Genomic DNA, 17,259 nt, shown 5'->3' with positions numbered 1-17,259 from the left:
CATGGGTAGCGTTATTTCCATCGTTCTGTCTGCCGGTGCGCTCATCATTGCCATCTGGGCTGCTGTCGAGTCGCACCGAGCCAATAGGCGCTCAGCAGAAGCCAACCGAATCGCTGAATGTGCTAACACGCTCGCAGAGCAATCGAATGAGCATGCTGACAAGGCGAACCTCATCAGTGCGCAGGCACTTGAACTAGCAGAACGAGAAGCACCCGCCCCTCTGAGCGAATTGGTGCGGCTGGACAAGCACAAATGGGCATTCACCAATCAGTCTGGTCGCATCATTGAGTTGGTGGCGATCTCAGCACTCCCGGATGAAGCCGAGCAATTCGTGCGTTACTCATCGCTTCCTCATCGTCTGGACTATGGAGATCAGTACGCGCTGACCATCCTTGGCGCATGGGGTTTGACGGTAGAAGCCCTGATTATTAAGTGGCGCTTCAAAGGTGAGGATGAGATTCACGAAACACGACGCAGCGTTTCCTAGTTCGCCCGAGCTCCGTACCCTTTGACGCTTGTTCGATACCTTTTGACGCAAGCCCCATACTTTTTGACGCGGGGCTGAACCTTTTGACGCTAGGCCATACTTTTTGACGCTTCCTGCCTTGACGCACCGAGCGAGCCTCTGAGACACCCCTCCGAGGCTCTGATCCACCCCGGTGGGGAGCCACTCCACAGCGCAACGCACCCAGCCCCAACACCCTGAAAACCGCCCCAGAACAGCGAAAACGCCACCCTGGACACTTCCCGGCCGGGCCGGAATTCCTTGTATCCAGAGTGACGTTCTAGTGGAGCGAGTGACGGGAATCGAACCCGCGTGTGCAGCTTGGAAGGCGTCGGGGTGACGCTTCACAAACGTTGCTATTCCGCCAAAACACTGCGATATCTCAATGTCGTTGTTTGTCGTAGGTTAGCAGTTCGAATCACTTATATGCACCCCATTGGTCACGATTGGTCACGCCGAACACGTTTTTTGGCCGATTTTGGGCTGCAAGTTTATTGCGAGGGTTTAGGTATTTGGGGTGTTGGCAGTGGATAATGCGCGCCCTCCCACCGGACAGACGGTGACAGGGCACGGCATGCTGTATGAAGCAGCGGGTCAGGCTGTGCGTGCTCGCAAGGGGATGACGTTGGACGGGGCGGCGGCGAAGGCGTCCAGGGCGGCGGCGATCTGTGCGTCCCGGCCCGCTAGAGCATGCTGGTAGATAGCTGCGGCCTGCGTCGAGGTGTGACCGATGCGAGCCTGTAACTCAGCCATGGTTGCGCCGCTCGCAGCGGCCAGGGTGGCGCCGGTGTGGCGCAGGTCGTGCCATCGCAGATCAGTGCGCCCGATGATGGCACGGGCGGCGACCATGGCACGAGAGCGGTAGGAAGCGGACACGACGCCACCGGCAGGGGTGGTGAACACAAGTGCGTTGGCCCCTTGGGCGGTGTAGGCGTCCAAGTGATCGGCCAGGGCACGGGCGACGGTGGCCGGAATGGCGACCGTGCGCCGCCCGGCGGCGGTCTTAGGCGGCCCGAACGCGCTCTGACCTGCGCGAGTTCGTGTCTGCGTGCGTTCCACGGTGACGGTGGGGTTGGTTGGGTCGCTGAGGTCGATGTCTCGGCGGCGTAGGGCGAACACCTCGCCGGGGCGCAGGCCTGAGTATGCAGCCAGCAAGGCGGCGGCCCGAAGATGTGGCGGCATCGCGGCTGCCAGGGCCGAGACCTCGGCAGGTGTCAGCGGCTTACGTTCGGGGGCCGGGGCGGTGGCTGCCCCGCGTAGGCAGGCCGGGTTACGGTCGATCAGCCCGTCCTCCACAGCCCGACTAAGCACGGTTCGCAGCAGCCTGTATGCCTGAGCCGCCTGGGTGCGCCCATGCCCGTTGTAAGCGTTGGGTGTCCGCCTGGCAGGGTCGGGATGTCCGGCATTCTTCCAGGCGTCGAGGACCGCGCGGGGCAGGCGTCCGGTGGCAGGTACGTCGATCCCACTGGCCTTCGCCCATGCGCGGGCGGGGTGGGTGCGGCGCGTGGCGGACTGTGGGGTGATCTGGGCGAACTGTGCCAGCAGAGCGGTGTGCCAGTCGCGTACAAGTGGGGTGGTGATCTGCGCCAGGGGCACCGTGGACAGGTCAACCACGCTCGGCCCGGTCCCGACGGGGGCGAGGATGAAGCAGCGTGCCAGGCGGTCGTACAGGCCAAGGGTCGAGGGACGCAGTTCGGCAGCTCTCTGTGTCAGGAAGGCCGGGAGATAGGCGGCCAGTGTCAGGCGCGCGCCCTCAGGAATGGGCGTCCGGCCCCGTATCACCTCGGCGCGGGCGGTCACTAGCCATGCCTCGGCCTGGGCGCGTGTGTCGAAGGTAGCGGGCGCGGAATAACGGGCGCCGTCGGGGCCGGTGTAGCGGGCACGGAATCGCCCCGACGGTAGGCGGCTGATGGTGCCGAAGGCGCGGCGGTGGGAGCGGGCGGTCATGAGAGTTCTCCTAGGTCGAGCATGGGCGGGGTCTGCCCGGTGGGCGGGGCGGGCGCTGGTAGCGGGGCCTGTGCCACCTGCCAGCGACGCACGGGGGCGAAGGTGGGGACGGAGGGCCAGGACCACGGGGCGGGTAACGGCGTGGCACGGCTCTTGCGAGCGGCACGGGTGCCGGCATCCATCTGCCGGTGACACGCGGCGCACAGGGGCGTGTAGTCCCAGGGATCGGGCGACCACGTGCCGGTGTCGTCACGACGGGCGTGGGCGGCGTCAGGGCGTAACGCCCACTCGGCTGCCTGGGAGTGGCAGCCGGGCATCGTGCAGGCATACAGCGAGGCGAAGCCACGAGCATGGAGCACGCGCACGTGAGCGCAGCCGTAGCCCGCGAGTTCGTCACCTACCCACCGTCCTGACTCCTGGGCAGCGGCGAAGCCATCGAGGGTGCCCGGATGAAGGCCACGAACACGCCGGTAGTGGGCAGCGCACAGACCACGACCCTGCACAGGCTTGGAACACCCCTCGGCTAAACACGCACTGCCCGTCAGGGACGAACCTGGGCATTTTTCGTCTCTCTGATCCGATACTTCTCGCGTTCGGTCGTTTTTTCTTCCCTCCTCTGGGGGAGAAAACACGCTGGCGCGGGGTGTTCCAGTGGGATCAAGCTCAGAAAAAACGAGGGCAGTCATCAGCCCTCACCGCCTGGCAGGTGGGCCAGCAGCCGGTGCCACAGTTCAGCGGACGGCTCGCGCGCCCCGGTCAACGGTTCGGCAGCGAGAGCACGAACCCGGTCTAGCGCCCAGTCCCAGGACTGCCCGGCCCGCTCGGCGTAGACCAAGACCCAACGGGCCAGCGTGTCCGGATCGAGAGGTAAGCGGGTATCTCGGACAAATGGACCTAGTGGGCCGCGCACCGCTAGCACAACCTCCCCGGGCAGGTCACCGACGGGCCAACCGTCAGGGGTAGGGAAGGGAAGGGTATTAGGGAGGGGGCACATTTCTACACCCGTTCCGCGCCCGGTTTTGGACCCGTTCAGACCCCCGTTCAGACCTCCGTTCAGACCCCCGTTCAGACCTGGCAGGTTGGTCGCGAATTGGACCCGTTCAGACCCCCGTTCAGACCCCCGTTCCGCGCCCTGAATTGGACCCGTTAGGACCCCCGTTCGGTCACGTGCCTGCGAGGCCAGGAACTCCAACCTGTAGTAGGTCGCCCGTCTCCCCCGCTGAGAGGGTGCTGCCTCGGTCTCCATGTGCGTGAGGAAGGCAGCCACAACGTCGCTTCGGCTGCTCTGGCTGTCTGTCGCCGTTAGCCACCGGGCCAGCGCCCGCGCAGGAGCGGCATCATTGCGAGGTCTGCCTTTTGCCCAGACGCAGGCCGTCTCAGGGTCCAGGGCCTGGCCTTGGGCGTCCAGGTCTGCGACCATGCGGGCCAGGGCCTGCCTGTAGGTGGCCAGGGTCGCAAGGCTGTAGCCGTTCCCCGTAGCCTGTGGCTGCACGACGCCGAGGGCGTCTAGCGTGGCGAGCGTGGCGGCCAGGCTCTTTCGGTTGAGCCCTGTCCAGGCTGCCAGTTCCGCCCTCGTGGCTGTCACGGTCAGACCGTCGGTCGAGGCCAAGGCAAGAACGAAGGACACGAGCCGGACGCTGACAGGCTGGCAAGCAAGCGCCGTGCAGGCTACCCAGTCCGTGACCGCTGGGCGCTCGCCCGTGACAGTGAGCGGCTGGGCGTGCTCGTAGGTGTGAGCGTGCTTAGCCCATGAGGGTGTGAAGGCGTAGCGGGTACGCCACCCCTCCCCTGCCCGAGTGCGTGATGTCGTCACAAGCGGGTCCGTGCCAGCCGGTGGGGTGCGTAGGTCGCACAGGGCACGGCGAACAGTGGTGAGCGGTAGGTGTCCCCATCCGCTGAGATTGTCGCGTCCGGGGGCGGTGCCTTTGCCGTAGTCGTCAGCAGCCAGCAGGTAGGCCACGAGCCTGGCCGATGGTGTCAGGGGATATCGGCATGAGGCGATGGCTGCGCTGACTGTGGCGACGTGTGGGCGGGCACCGTCAACTGTGAGGTGGCCCGACATGGCTCAGCCTCGCAGGCTCAGCGGGACGCGTGCGGGGGTGGTGTTGGCGTCGATCCACGCGGCTACGGCGGTCGCGGGAACCTGGCACGAACGCACCGTGCCCACACGTGGCAACTCGCCATCACGGATCAGCCGGTTGACCGTGGACAGGCTGACAGCCAGGCACTGAGCGACCTCGTTAGGACGCAGCATGGCCGGTACGTCAACTGTGGCCGGGCCAGCCACGGTGAGGAAAGTGCGACGGCAGTCAGCGGACATGCCGCGTGTGGCGTAGTCCAGCACGGCAGCCGCCGGGACGCGCGGGCGGGTGCCGATGCGAAGGACGGGTAGGGAGCCGTCACTGAGCCAACGCGTGACCGTGATCGGGTGAACGCGGCAGATTCCTGCCACGTCGGAGCGGGTCAGCAGTAGCGGCAGGGTGACGGTCGGGGTGCCGATGGGGCGCAGAGGGTTAGGGGTAGGCACGGCTTGGGTGTCCTCTCAGGGGTACGGGTGTACTGAGAGGCCGCCGGGCGCCTATGCCGGTGGTGTGGTGTGAGGGCTCGCCTAACGGGGTTTCAGGCGGCCAGGGTGAAACGGGCGCAACTACCCTCACCCACCGGCACAGGGGCCACGGTAGGAGGGGCAGCGGTCAGGACCGCGCGCGTCAGGCTGACTAGGACGGGCCGCCACGGCGGCGGCCATGCGTCAGTGCTAGATGCCCGGCGCCATGTTGGCGCGGGTACGTCATCGAGGCCGGGCACGAACTCAGGTAACGACGAGAACGTAGCCGTGTCGTGTAGGGCGCGCTCGGCGTAGTAGGCATAAAAGTCTCTGCACCGATGCTTCAATTCTTCGCAACGAGCAAAAGCACGCATTGAGCAACGTGGATGTGGGTGGACTCGGAAACGGAGCCATTCAAGGGGACGCAGTAGACGCCCGGCGGTGTGCCCGCTTACGTCGTCCCATTCATCCTCCCATCTTTCCACGATGGGAAGGCGCTGTGAGGCAGTTGATTCGGGCATCACAATCCGCCGGAGTACACCGTGCACCCGCCGAATCCGTGCGGCTCGCCCTGCACGCCGGGTAGCTGACCATTTGCCCCGTGGAGTATGCAGGTGCGACAGTTCGAAGGCCAGCCAGGCCGCAGAGCGTTCAGCAGCGAGGATGGCATGAGGCGACAGCCCAGAAACGCGCAACGAGGTAGCCGCGTCGTTGAGCGCAGTGCACACGCGCAACACGGTGCCATCCACGTTGAGGCGCCACTGGCTACGAGGGCGGCGGTCGCCGGTGAGTTCGTCGATGAGGGCGGCAACGTCGGGGTGGGAGGTGATCAGTGGGTGCAGCCGTGCCAGGCGGAGGCCCAGTGCACGGGGTGCGTGCGATGGGTTGGGCCGTGGTCGGCGGTGGCTGCGTGTCATGGGTGAGAGCATGGCGCGGACGTTTACCTAGGGCAAGCAGATTTGCCGTGTGGTCCTCATTTGGCCCGATTTCTCCCACGTTCAGGCCCTGGGATGGGGTGGGGCAGGGCTGCGTACTCGCTGCGTTGTGCCACGGCGGCGACGACGGCGCGCAGTTGGTCGGCGTCGGTTGCTACGTAGCGTTGTGTGGTGGTGGGGCTTGCGTGGCCTAGGAGTCGTTGGACGGAGAACAGGTCGCGTGTGGCGTCGTAGGCGGTGGTGGCGAAGCGGTGGCGTAGGGCGTGCAGGGTGTAGGGCGAGGGGATCAGGTGGCGCACGCTGTCTGCCACGCGTTCGGCGCTGAGGTGTGAGCCTTGTCCGTTGGGTAGGGCGTAGCCGTGCGGGTCGGCGTTGGTGGCGTCGGTCAGGAGTGCGGCCAGGCCGGGGGCGAGGGGTACTAGTCGTTGTTTGGAGCCTTTGCCGTGGACGGCTAGGACTGTGCCGCCTGAGGTCTGTAGGAGGTCGCGGGCGTGGATGGCGGCGATCTCGGCGCGGCGTAGGCCTGCCTCGGCTGCGCAGCGCAGTATCAGGGTCTGCCGCGCGTCAGCCTTGGCCAGGGCCTGGCCTAGAAGATCGTCAGGTAGCGGGTGCGGGTTGGGTCCGGGGCGGCGTACGGGTGGGATCACGTCAGCCGGTGAGGTGGTGAGGTGTCCGGCGGCGACTCCCCAAGCGTAGAAGGCTCGCAGGGTGGAGCGTAGGGAGTGGCGTGTTTCTAGGGCGATCTCGCGGTCTGTGTACCACTGAAGCAGGGCGGGGGTGGTCACGGACCACGGGCCGTACTCGGCGTTGGGGATGGTGCGGGCAAGGTGTGCGAGTTGCTCGCGGTTCTTTTTTCGGGATGTGGTAGCGCGGCCTTGGATGCGTTCGAAGGCCATGAATCCGGTGATCGCCTCTTCCCACATGGGTGGGATGGGCGCGGCGACCGGGCCGGTTCGGCGCACGGGGGCGCGGTCCTGAGCATGGGGGTCGTCGAGTCCTGGCACGTCCTGGCCCTCTGGTGGGGCGGTGCGTGGGATCGGGGGCAGGTGTCTGGCTGGGCTGGTTGAGATGTAGCCCTTTTCCTGCGCCCAGGCGAAGAAGCCTCGCACGGTGTAACGGGTGTTTCGGCGGGTGGCGTGGGCTAGGTCGAGGCTGTCTAGCCATGTCAGCAGGTCGGGGGCGGTGATGGCGCCGGGAGCGTGGTGGGGGTGGTCCAGGGCGAGGCGTCTCAGGTGGCCGCGTCGGGCGGTCAGGGTGGTGGGCTTGGTGCCGGTCTGGGCGCACTCGGCCAGGTAGACCCTGATCAGGCTGTCCCAGGCAGGGGGCAGGGGTGGGGCGTCGGGGCGTCCGTTGGGGCCCTGTGGCTCGTTCAGCGGGCGGTGCACGAGAACCGTAGGACGGTGGGAGTGGGTGGCCATGAGTGTTCTCCTAGATGGGTGGGCAGTGCCGGGTAGGTGTCGAGCACAGCACGCATGCCCGGCGTTCGGGGTGCAGGTGGTGGTTAGGCGCTGAGGCGGCGCAGGGGCACCACGTTGGTGGGTGTAGCGGCGTAGGTGTCCAGGGCGGCGGCGATCTGGGCGTCTCGGCCCGCGATGGCGTGTTGGTAGATGGCGGCGGCGCGTGGTGAGGCGTGGCCGATGCGTGCCTGTAGTTCGGCCATGGTGGCGCCGCTGATGGCGGCCAGGGTGGCGCCGGTGTGGCGCAGGTGGTGCCATGTCACGTCGTCGCGTCCGATGGCTGCGCGGGCGGTGGCCATGGCGCGCGAGCGCTGGGAGGCGAGCACGGGCCCGCCTGTGGTGGTCGTGAATGCCAGGGCGTCGGGCCCGGGGGCGGTGTAGGTGTCGAGGTGGCGGGCCAGGGCGCGGGCGACGGTGGCCGGGACGGTGACGGTGCGCCGTCCGGCGGCGGTCTTGGGGGCGCCGATGGTGGGTTGGCGGTCTCGCGTGCTGGTTTGTGTGCGCTCAACGGTCACGGTGGGATTGGCTGGGTCGCTGAGGTCGATGTCTCGGCGTCGTAGGGCGAACACCTCGCCGGGGCGCAGTCCTGAGTAGGCGGCCAGCAGGGCGGCGGCGCGTAGGTGTGGCGGCATGGCGGCTGCCAGGGCCGAGACCTCGGCGGGGGTCAGGGGCTTGCGTTCGGGGGCGTGTGAGGTGCCTGCGCCTCGCACACGGGCGGGGTTGTGGTCGATCAGCCCGTCCTCCACGGCCTGGTTGAGGACGGTTCGCAGCAGCCTGTAGGCCTGGGAGGCCTGGCAACGGCCTGGGCGGCGTCCGGTGTCCTCCCGGAGGTGCGGGGCCGGCTGAGGACGTCCGGCGGCCTGCCAGGCGGCCAGGACCGTGCGGGGCAGGCGCCCGGTGGCCGGTACGTCGATCCCGCTGGCCTGGGCCCAGGCGCGGGCGGGGTGGGTGCGGCGGGTGGCGCGCACGGCGGCGGTCGTGGTGCGTGTGGTGGCTGAGCGGTCGAGTTGGTCGCACAGGGCGGTGTGCCAGTCGCGCACGAGCGGGGTGGTGATCTGTGCGAGCGGCACCGTGGACAGGTCCACGGTGGTGGCGGGGCTGGTTCCGACGGGGGCGAGGACGAAGGAGCGTGCCAGGCGGTCGTACAGGCCCAGGGTCGAGGGGCGCAGTTCGGCGGCTCGGTGGGTCAGGAAGGTAGGGATGTACTCGGCCAGTGTCGTGGGGGCTGTGAGGGTGGGGGCTGTCCAGGTGCCGCGCAGCACGTCAGCCTGTACGCCGATCAGCCAGGCTTCTGCCTGGGCGCGTGTGTCGAAGGTGGTGGGGGCTGAGTGACGTCTGCCGTCGGGGCCGGTGTACCGCACCCGGAAGCGCCCTGAGGGCAGGCCGGTCACGGTGCCGAAGGCCGAGTGCATAGGCTTGCGCCGTGGCATCGGGGATCCTCTCCCGCAGCGCCCGGCGACTCCATTGGTCACGATTGGTCACGCGTGCACGTTTCCAGCGAGACGGCGCCGTTCCCTTGGTTGAGGAATCGGCGCCGTTTCAACGGAAAGTCATGGAGCGAGTGACGGGAATCGAACCCGCGTGTGCAGCTTGGAAGGCTGCCGTTCTACCATTGAACTACACTCGCGTGCAGGGCTGGTTCCAGCCCCGAGACTCAAGCCGCTAGGCGGCTGAGTCAGTCAAGACTCAGTGCTCCAGGAGACCGGTCTTGTAGGCCTTCGCCAGGCGGCGGGGCACGGTGATCTCGCGGCCCGCGACGCGGATGGTGTTGAGCTCGGTGAGCTCAGCCTTCCACTGCGAGCGGCGGTTGCGGGTGTTGCTGCGGGACATCTTCCGCTTCGGCACTGCCATGAGCCCGCTCCTTCCAAAGTCTGGGGATCGCACGATCCATCGAAAACTGGACCGAGGGACACCATAACGACTTCCATGGAGCGGCTTCCACCCCGCTACCCCGCTTCGGCATGTGAGATCAGTCCCTTGCGCCGTCAGCCGCCTGGCATCTGAGCCACACGCGGCGTCTGGGAGGATCCTGTCATGCCCTCCGCATCTCCCTCCAGCGCCGCCTCCACTCCCCCTGCCATGCTGACACTGGCCCGCCAGCCTCACCCGGAGACTGATCTGGAGGTCAAGCGCTCCCACTTCCTGGCTCGCGCAGCCCGCACCGACTCTGAGGAGGAGGCCCGGGCCTTCATCGCCTCGGTACGCGCAGCCCACCCCACGGCCCGGCACCACTGCTCGGCCTTCATCGTCTCGGTCCCCGGCGCCCTGCCCATCGAGCGCTCGTCGGACGACGGCGAGCCCTCCGGCACCGCCGGTCAGCCGATGCTGGAGGTCCTGCGGGGAACGGGACTGACGAACACCACCGTCGTGGTCACCCGCTACTTCGGGGGCACGCTGCTGGGAACCGGAGGGCTGGTCCGCGCCTACTCCGACGCCGCTGCCCAGGGTCTGGCAGCGGCGTCCCAGGTCCGCCTCGCCACCCGTTACCTGTGGGACGTACGCGTGCCCGTCACCGACGCCGGCCGCCTGGAGGCGGACCTGCGTGCCCATCCAGACCTCAGCGTCAAGGAGACGATCTGGGGGCCGACCCACGCCGTCGTCCTGCTGGCCACCGACTCACCCGACCCTGCACCCCTGGCTGAGCTGCTCGCCTCCCTTACCCAGGGCGAGGCGGTTCCCGAGCCGGCCGGAAGCGCCGTCGTCGAGCTGCCCGTCTGAGCGCTAGCACCCCGCGACCGGCGTAGGTCACTATGCGGACGCCTTGACGTCCCTCCTACCGCGAGGGTTATTGTCACCTCAACCAGTCAGGCTTGGCACAGCACCGAGCCACGCCTCAGGAGAGGAGGACCCCCATGGTGGCCAACGGCGTCATGTGTGCGATGTCCCTCTCCTGCTGCCAGTGTCGGTAGGGCGCCAGGCCACGAGCTTGAGTGCGCGCGATGACGCGTACTTGCCCGGCGCTCAGGGCATCAGCCCACCCCTGCATCAGCAGCACCCCTGCCCCACACTCGCACCTCTGACTGACCCATCTGCCGGGACATGAGTACCCGGGACATCACAAGGAAGAAGCATCATGGCTTACCTGTCCAACATCACCGAGGCCGTCGGCAACACCCCGCTGGTCAAGATCAACCGCGTCATCTCCGGCCCCGCCACCGTCCTGGCCAAGGTCGAGGCCTTCGAGCCCGCCAGCTCGGTCAAGGACCGCATCGCCCTGTCGATCGTGCGCGCGGCCGAGGCCGCCGGGGCGCTCAAGCCCGGTGGCACGATCGTCGAGGCCACCAGTGGCAACACGGGCGTGGGACTGGCGATGGTGGGCGCTGCCCTCGGCTACCGCGTGGTCATCACCATGCCTGAGACCATGAGCAAGGAGCGCCGCGCCATCATGCGCGCCTTCGGCGCCGAGCTGGTGCTCACCTCCGAGGGAGGGGTCGCCGGAGCGGTCAAGAAGGCCCAGGAGATCCAGGCAGCCACCGAGAACTCGATCCTCGCCTCCCAGTTCACCAACCCGGCCAACCCCAAGGTCCACCGCGAGACCACGGCCCTGGAGATCCTGGAGCAGGCCGGCACGGTGGACGCCTTCGTCGCCGGAATCGGCACCGGCGGCACGCTGACCGGCGTGGGCACCGTGCTGCGCCAGAGGGTTCCCGGCGTCAAGATCTACGGCGTCGAGCCTGCCGAGTCCCCGCTGCTGAGCGAGGGCCACGCTGCCCCGCACAAGATCCAGGGCCTGGGCCCGAACATGGTCCCGGAGGTCCTCGACCAGGGCATCTGGGACGAGCTGCTGCACATCTCCTCCGAGGACGCGCTGACCTACGCCCGCCGCGCCGCCAAGGAGGAGGGCCTGCTGGTCGGCATCTCCTCCGGTGCCGCCCTGGCCGCCGCGGACCTGCTCTCCCAGCGCCCGGAGCTGGAGGGCAAGACCATCGTGACGGTGCTTCCTGATACCGGCGAGCGCTACCTGTCCACCCCGCTGTACGCCGACTACCTCAGCTAAGACCTGCCGGCCAAGGCGCGGTCCCGCTGCGGGGTGAGCACTCCCGAGCTGTCCCGTCATACGACGGCGGCTCCCCTGGGAACAGGGGAGCCGCCGTCGGCGTTCGTCTAGTGACCAGCTTCTTCCACGACCAGGACTACCCATGCGATCCACCCACCGTTCTCTCCTCCGCACGGCCAAGGAGGACCTGGCCGCCGCACGGCGTCAGGACCCGGCAGCCCGTTCCAACCTGGAGGTCGCCCTGCTCTACCCAGGCGTACACGCGGTATGGGCCTATCGCCTGGCCCATCACCTGTGGGGATCCGGGCATACCTTCGCTGCGCGGGCGATCTCCCAGACGGCCCGCAACCTCACCGGTATCGAGATCCACCCCGGCGCCACGATCGGCCAGAGGTTCTTCATTGACCACGGCATGGGTGTGGTCATCGGGGAGACCGCCGAGGTGGGTGACGACGTCCTCATGTACCACGGCGTCACCCTGGGCGGTGTCTCCACCAACCCCGGCAAGCGGCACCCCACGATCGGCAACAACGTCCAGATCGGGGCCGGCGCGAAGGTGCTCGGCCCTGTCACGGTCGAGGACGGCGCCAAGATCGGGGCGAACGCGGTGCTGGTGAAGAACCTGCCGGCTGAGCACGTGGGCGTGGGCGTGCCCGCGCGCGTGCGCGACCCACGCACCGATCCCGAGCTCATGCTCGACCCCACGATCTATATCTGAGACTCCCTCGCCCCCAGGGGCGCTCAGCGCACGACGACGCCGCCGGCCAGGTCCCGCAGGCGACGGAAGACCTCTCCCCCGCTGGCGCGCGAGCCGTTGTGCTCGTACTCGCTGGTCACCCAGGTGCGCAGGCCGGGCACCAGCGCCGCCGTGGCGAGCGAGGTCTGCATCGGCACGTACACGTCCCTGGCATACACCGCCGCCGCCCCGCGCACGCCTCCGCTGGCCAGGCTCGCCGGGTCGTAGAGCGCCGGCCACTCCTGGTGCGCCACGAGCTCAGCGACCTCACGCCAGGGCCGCAACGTGGCGTCCTCGGTGAAGAACTCCGGGCGCACGTGCTCACCGGTCAGCAGCGTCGGATCGTCATCGAAGACCGCCGGACGCACACGCGCCGCGGCCCAGCCGGTCACGCCGCCATCGGCCCAGCAGGACTCGTGGATGACGGCGTAGAGCGGAAAGCGCCCGCCGAAAGCCAGCAGCTGGCCGAGGCCGTAGCGTAAGGCCCAGCTCTCCGGGTCCCGCTCCAGCAGGTAGTGCAGCGTGTCCGTACCGCCGCTGGCCCCCAGCAGCGAGCCCAGCGACCGCAGCCGCTCCGGTCCCACCACCTCCCCGCTCGACGTCGTCAGCTCGCCGCGCCCCGCCAGCTCGGCCAGGCGCGCCATCGCCTGACGGTCACCGGGGTAGCGCGCGTAGTGCTCCTCGGACTTGGCCCGCATCGCCTCGTAGGTGAGGGCGTAGACCTCGTCGATCGAGCGCCCGACGGCGGGCAGGCCTCCTGTGAGGTAGATGGTCTCCAGGCTGTCGGGATGAGCACTGGCGTAGCGGATCGTGCAGAAGCCCCCGAAGGACTGGCCCAGCAGGCTCCACCGCTCGATCCCCATCGCCCGGCGCAGGTCTTCGCAGTCCTCGACGATCTCGTCAGCGCGGAAATGAGTGAGCAGGCGTGCTGTGCCTCGGGCATCTCCCCCGGCATCGGGCCGGTCGATCGGCGTGGAGGCACCTGTGCCTCGCTGGTCAAGCAGGATGACGCGGTAGTGCTCGAGCACCGCGCTCAGCCAGCCCGCCCCGCCGTCGCCGCCCGGGCGCGGTGACTCGCAGCCCGGTCCTCCCTGGAGGAAGACGAGCGCCGGCAGCTCACTCGGGGCTGCCTCCAGGGCCGAGCGCCGGGCGACCTCACGGGCGTAGACGGTGATCTCGCGGCTGCCATCAGGCAGGGTGTCCCCGGCTCCAGAGCGATCCAGCGGCACCCGTAGGTGCAGGTCGCGGCAGAACAGTCCCGCGACGGAGGTGGTCCAGGGGCCGGTGATCAGGCGCGAGGTGGTGCTCATAGGCCTCACGCTACCCACTCGCCGCCCAGGCAGCAGCCAGACCCTCCCGGCTCAGCAGACCCGGCAGCTCAGCGAGCCCGGCAGCTCAGCGAGCCTGGCAGCGGGGGCACCAGAACAGGCGCCGTCCGGCGACCTCCCTCTCGCTCACGGGCGTGCCACAACGTAGACAGGGCCGGCCCGTGCGGTGGTAGACGTACCAGCGGGCCGCTTCCTCGTCCCCGGCCGGCACCGGCTCGGGCACGTCCTCGGGCTCCACGGTGGTGATGAAGCCTGTGGCCACGCCGTACTCCATGAGCGGGACCAGGTCCTCCCACAGCCCGTGCAGACGTTTCTCGCTCACCCGGTTGCCGGGCACGAAGGGGCTCACGCCCCTGCGCAGCAGGGACTCGGCACGGTAGATGTTGCCGACTCCGGAGATGACCGACTGGTCCATGAGCAGCTCGCCGACCGCCTTACGACGACGGCGCACGGCGTCCACGAAGACCTGCGGGTCGCCGTCGGGCCTCAGCGGATCAGGGCCAAGGCGACGGCGGACCTGCGCCACCTCGCAGGTATCGAGGATCTCGCATGCCGCCGGTCCGGTCAGGTCGGCGACGCCGTGATCACCTTCCAGGCGTACTCGCACCGCACCTCGGGGCTCGGGCGCCTGCCACTGGCCGGGCGAAGGCTCCGCAGGGAGGCCTGCGGCGTCGTCCTGCCCGCCAGACAGACCTGACAGGGCCGAGCCGCCGCCGTGGGCCAGCGCGTGCTCACCACGCTCCCCCACCCGCCGGCGGGGTGCCCCGATGGCGTGGGGCGCGGTGAAGGTGGAGTCGCCGTCGAAGGTCCACGAGCCGTACAGGCCCAGGTGAATCCGCAGCCATGTCACCGGCGCCGGCCCGTCGGCTGGCGGGCAGTCAGCGCTCTCAGTCAGCCTGCGAGGGCGCGCCTGACCCGATCCAGCACGAACGCTGCCCGCGCCGGGCAGCTCGAAGGGAATATCAGCCTGCGGAGCGAAGGCAACGAAGAGGTGCTTGCCGTGGGCCTCGGCCCCCACCAGTACCTGGCCGTCCAGGCGCGCGGCGCCGGCAGCAAAACGCCCCTGTGGGGAGGACACGTGCAGGCGCTGGCCGCCAAAGAGCTCGCTGAGGGCGGCGGCGAGCCGGTGGATCGTATGACCTTCAGGCATGGGCCAGACGGTACCCGGCCTGGCTCAGGCGCTGTGGTGGGCGCGCTCGTAGTCCAGGACCTGGTCAATGCGGCCCTGGTGACGCTCCTCGCCAGAGAAGGGCTCGGCCACGAAGGCGTCGAGGATCTCGATGGCTTCCTCGGTGGAGTGCTGACGCGCGCCCAGGCCCGCCACGTTGGCGTTGTTGTGCTGGCGGGCGAGCCTGGCGGTCTCGACGTTCCAGACCAGTGCCGCGCGCACGCCGTCGACCTTGTTGGCGGCGATCTGCTCACCGTTGCCCGATCCGCCCAGCACGATGCCGAGCGAGCCGGGGTCAGCGACGACGGCCTCGGCTGCGGCAAAGCAGAACTCAGGGTAGTCATCGAGGCGGTCGTAGACGTAGCAGCCGTGGTCCACAACCTCGTGACCCTGCTCAGTGAGGTGGCTGACGAGCACACCCTTGAGCTCAAATCCAGCATGGTCCGTTCCAATGTGAATACGCATGGGCGCAATTGTGCCTCACGCGAACAGTCACCGCCGACCGTGAGCACGATCGAGCACGGGACGCGGCGACCACTAGGTTGTCACCATGACTGAGACCACACCGACCGACGCCTCCCCGATCCTGGCCGGCGTGCTGGACACCGCCGCCGCTGACACCTCCGTCCGCGTCCAGGACGACCTCTTCCGCCACGTCAACGGCACTTGGCTGGCCACCGCCCCGATCCCTGCAGACCGCCCGAGCGCCGGTTCCTTCTACGACCTGCGTGACGCCTCCGAAGAGGCCTGCCACGCGATCCTGGAGGAGCTGGCCGCCTCCCAGCCCGATCTAACCACGCCAGCAGGCAAGATCGCCGGCCTGTACGCCACCTTCATGGATGCCGAGCACATCGAGTCCCTCGGCGCCCAGCCCTTGGAGGCAGAGCTTGCCCCGGTCCTGGCCGCCACCACCAAGGAGGAGCTGGCGCGGTTGCTCGGTTCCTTGATCCCCACCGGGTTTAGCGGCGTGGTCGGCGTGGACGTGGAGAACGACCTCAACGCCCCCGAGCGCTACACCACCTGGGTGGGCCAGGCCGGTATCGGCCTGCCTGACGAGTCCTACTACCGCGAGGAGGCCCAGGCCGAGGTCCGCCAGGCCTACGTGGCACACATCGCCACGATGCTGCGCCTGGCCGGGATCGCCGAGGACGAGGCAGCCGCCGCACGCGCTGTAGCGCGCGTCATGGCCGTGGAGACCGCGCTGGCCAAGGGGCACTGGGACCGCGTGGCCTGCCGCGACATCGAGAAGATGAACAACCCACGCTCCTGGCAGGAGATCGTCCAGGCTGGAGCAGGCTTCCCCTGGCAGGCCTGGCGCGAGGGCATCGAGGCAGCAGCCCGTGCCGCGGGCGCGCAGATGGGCGACTTCCTTGCACACGCCATCGTCGAGCAGCCTGACTACCTCGCCCACGCCGCCAGCGTGTGGCGCGCGACCGACCTGGAGGACCTGAGGCTGTGGGCGGCCTGGCACGTGGTTCACGGCCGCGCGACGCTGCTGTCCTCCTCCTTCGTCAACGAGAACTTCTCCTTCTACTCCCAGCGCCTGCAGGGTGTGGACGAGCTGCGCCCCCGCTGGAAGCGGGGCGTCGGCCTGGTCGAGGCGTGCCTGGGCGAGGCGCTGGGCGAGATCTACGTTGAGCGGCACTTCCCGCCCTCGCACAAGGAGGCCATGGAGACGCTGGTCGCCGACCTTATCGAGGCCTACCGCCAGTCCATCTCCTCGCTGGAGTGGATGGGGCCGGCCACGCGCGAGCGCGCGCTGGACAAGCTGGCCCAGTTCACCCCGAAGATCGGTTACCCGACCACCTGGCGCGACTACTCCGCCGTCGTCATCACGCCCGGGGACCTGCTGGCCAGCGTGCGCAGCGTGGAGGACTTCGACCTGGCCCGAGCGCTGCGCAAGCTCGCTGGCCCGGTGGACCGCGACGAGTGGCACATGACCCCGCAGACGGTCAACGCCTACTACAACCCGACGATGAACGAGATCGTCTTCCCCGCCGCCATCCTCCAGCCTCCCTTCTTCGACCCGCAGGCCGACGCCGCCGTGAACTACGCCGGCATCGGCGCGGTGATCGGGCACGAGATCGGGCACGGCTTCGATGACCAGGGCTCGACCTTCGACGGCACCGGAAAGGTGGTGGACTGGTGGACCGACGAGGACCGTGAGGCCTTCGCTGAGCGCACCAAGGCACTCATCGCCCAGTACGACGCCTTCCAGCCCGCCTCGCTCGTGGCCCGGGCCGAGCGTGAGGGCACGCCGGTGGCCGAGGTGCCGCACGTCAACGGCGCGCTGACCATCGGGGAGAACATCGGTGACCTGGGTGGGCTGGGTATCGCGCTCAAGGCCTACCGCCTGGCGCTGGCACGCGAGGGCGTCAGCTCGGTGGGCGAGGCACCGGTCATCGACGGGCTCAGCGCGCTGGAGCGTTTCTTCTACTCCTGGGCCCGGATCTGGCGAGGCAAGAACCGCGATGAGCAGGCCGAGCTGCTCCTGACGATCGACCCGCACTCCCCGGCGGAGTTCCGCTGCAACGGGATCGTGCGCAACGTCGAGGCCTTCTACGAGGCCTTCGGCGTGGTCGAGGGTGATGGCCTGTGGCTTGACCCCAAGGAGCGAGTCAGCATCTGGTGAGCTACAGCG

Annotated in this window: 14 protein-coding genes and 1 tRNA gene; 5 read left to right on the top strand and 10 right to left on the bottom strand. The window is 68.5% G+C overall.

From position 1 onward, the window contains the following. Position 1: 1 nt before the first annotated feature. Positions 2-487 carry a hypothetical protein gene (locus CYJ26_RS10585; RefSeq protein WP_145990767.1) on the top strand — a complete coding sequence of 162 codons (486 nt, stop codon included), beginning with the start codon at positions 2-4 and terminating at the stop codon, positions 485-487. A gap of 612 nt (positions 488-1,099) precedes the next feature. Here CYJ26_RS10585 and CYJ26_RS05750 read toward each other — a convergent pair. From CYJ26_RS05750 to rpmF, 7 genes are all read right to left on the bottom strand, one after another. Then, complete coding sequence (locus tag CYJ26_RS05750) at positions 1,100-2,452, bottom strand: tyrosine-type recombinase/integrase (RefSeq protein WP_180950858.1); 1,353 nt, start codon at positions 2,450-2,452, stop codon at positions 1,100-1,102. Continuing rightward, the gene (locus CYJ26_RS10580; protein ID WP_180950857.1) at positions 2,449-2,811 is read right to left on the bottom strand and encodes a hypothetical protein; all 363 of its coding nucleotides are present in this window, start codon (positions 2,809-2,811) and stop codon (positions 2,449-2,451) included. The genes CYJ26_RS05750 and CYJ26_RS10580 overlap by 4 nt, the downstream gene beginning before the upstream one ends. A 1,706-nt stretch (positions 2,812-4,517) precedes the next feature. Continuing rightward, on the bottom strand, positions 4,518-4,979 hold the full coding sequence (locus tag CYJ26_RS10815; protein ID WP_048685408.1) for a helix-turn-helix domain-containing protein: 462 nt from the start codon (positions 4,977-4,979) through the stop codon (positions 4,518-4,520). A gap of 991 nt (positions 4,980-5,970) precedes the next feature. Continuing rightward, entirely contained in the window at positions 5,971-7,350 is a 1,380-nt protein-coding gene (locus tag CYJ26_RS05740) for a tyrosine-type recombinase/integrase (protein ID WP_101638102.1), read from the bottom strand. An 83-nt stretch (positions 7,351-7,433) separates the two neighbouring features. Next, a complete protein-coding gene (locus CYJ26_RS05735; RefSeq protein WP_244902033.1) occupies positions 7,434-8,819 on the bottom strand; it encodes a tyrosine-type recombinase/integrase in 1,386 nt (461 codons plus the stop codon). Positions 8,820-8,942: 123 nt separating this feature from the next. Beyond that, positions 8,943-9,016, bottom strand: a tRNA-Gly gene (locus CYJ26_RS05730). Positions 9,017-9,075: 59 nt separating this feature from the next. Then, on the bottom strand, positions 9,076-9,240 hold the full coding sequence (gene rpmF / locus CYJ26_RS05725; RefSeq protein WP_006548624.1) for a 50S ribosomal protein L32: 165 nt from the start codon (positions 9,238-9,240) through the stop codon (positions 9,076-9,078). A gap of 183 nt (positions 9,241-9,423) precedes the next feature. Here rpmF and CYJ26_RS05720 point away from each other — a divergent pair, with 183 nt between their 5' ends. The 3 genes from CYJ26_RS05720 to epsC all read left to right on the top strand — a co-directional run bounded on the left by CYJ26_RS05720 (position 9,424) and on the right by epsC (position 12,104). Next, the gene (locus CYJ26_RS05720; RefSeq protein WP_034234678.1) at positions 9,424-10,107 is read left to right on the top strand and encodes an IMPACT family protein; all 684 of its coding nucleotides are present in this window, start codon (positions 9,424-9,426) and stop codon (positions 10,105-10,107) included. Between the two features lie 355 nt (positions 10,108-10,462). Beyond that, a complete protein-coding gene (gene cysK, locus CYJ26_RS05715; protein WP_101638100.1) occupies positions 10,463-11,386 on the top strand; it encodes a cysteine synthase A in 924 nt (307 codons plus the stop codon). 142 nt (positions 11,387-11,528) lie between these two features. After that, complete coding sequence (gene epsC / locus CYJ26_RS05710) at positions 11,529-12,104, top strand: serine O-acetyltransferase EpsC (protein WP_006548620.1); 576 nt, start codon at positions 11,529-11,531, stop codon at positions 12,102-12,104. 23 nt (positions 12,105-12,127) lie between these two features. Here the strand turns inward: epsC and CYJ26_RS05705 are convergent, their stop codons facing one another. The 3 genes from CYJ26_RS05705 to CYJ26_RS05695 all read right to left on the bottom strand — a co-directional run bounded on the left by CYJ26_RS05705 (position 12,128) and on the right by CYJ26_RS05695 (position 15,083). Beyond that, complete coding sequence (locus CYJ26_RS05705) at positions 12,128-13,432, bottom strand: alpha/beta fold hydrolase (protein ID WP_006548619.1); 1,305 nt, start codon at positions 13,430-13,432, stop codon at positions 12,128-12,130. 85 nt (positions 13,433-13,517) lie between these two features. After that, positions 13,518-14,600 (bottom strand): Fpg/Nei family DNA glycosylase, encoded by a 1,083-nt coding sequence (locus CYJ26_RS05700; RefSeq protein WP_024034879.1) that lies wholly within the window; start codon positions 14,598-14,600, stop codon positions 13,518-13,520. A gap of 24 nt (positions 14,601-14,624) precedes the next feature. Next, on the bottom strand, positions 14,625-15,083 hold the full coding sequence (locus CYJ26_RS05695) for a ribose-5-phosphate isomerase (RefSeq protein ID WP_006548617.1): 459 nt from the start codon (positions 15,081-15,083) through the stop codon (positions 14,625-14,627). Between the two features lie 85 nt (positions 15,084-15,168). On the opposite strand from CYJ26_RS05695, the gene CYJ26_RS05690 reads away from it, so the two are divergent. Then, on the top strand, positions 15,169-17,250 hold the full coding sequence (locus CYJ26_RS05690) for a M13 family metallopeptidase (RefSeq protein WP_081944888.1): 2,082 nt from the start codon (positions 15,169-15,171) through the stop codon (positions 17,248-17,250). Positions 17,251-17,259 lie beyond the last annotated feature (9 nt).

It is taken from the genome of Actinomyces urogenitalis (assembly GCF_002861525.1).
GTDB lineage: Bacteria > Actinomycetota > Actinomycetes > Actinomycetales > Actinomycetaceae > Actinomyces > Actinomyces urogenitalis.
This window is presented reverse-complemented; position numbering and strand designations above follow the sequence as displayed.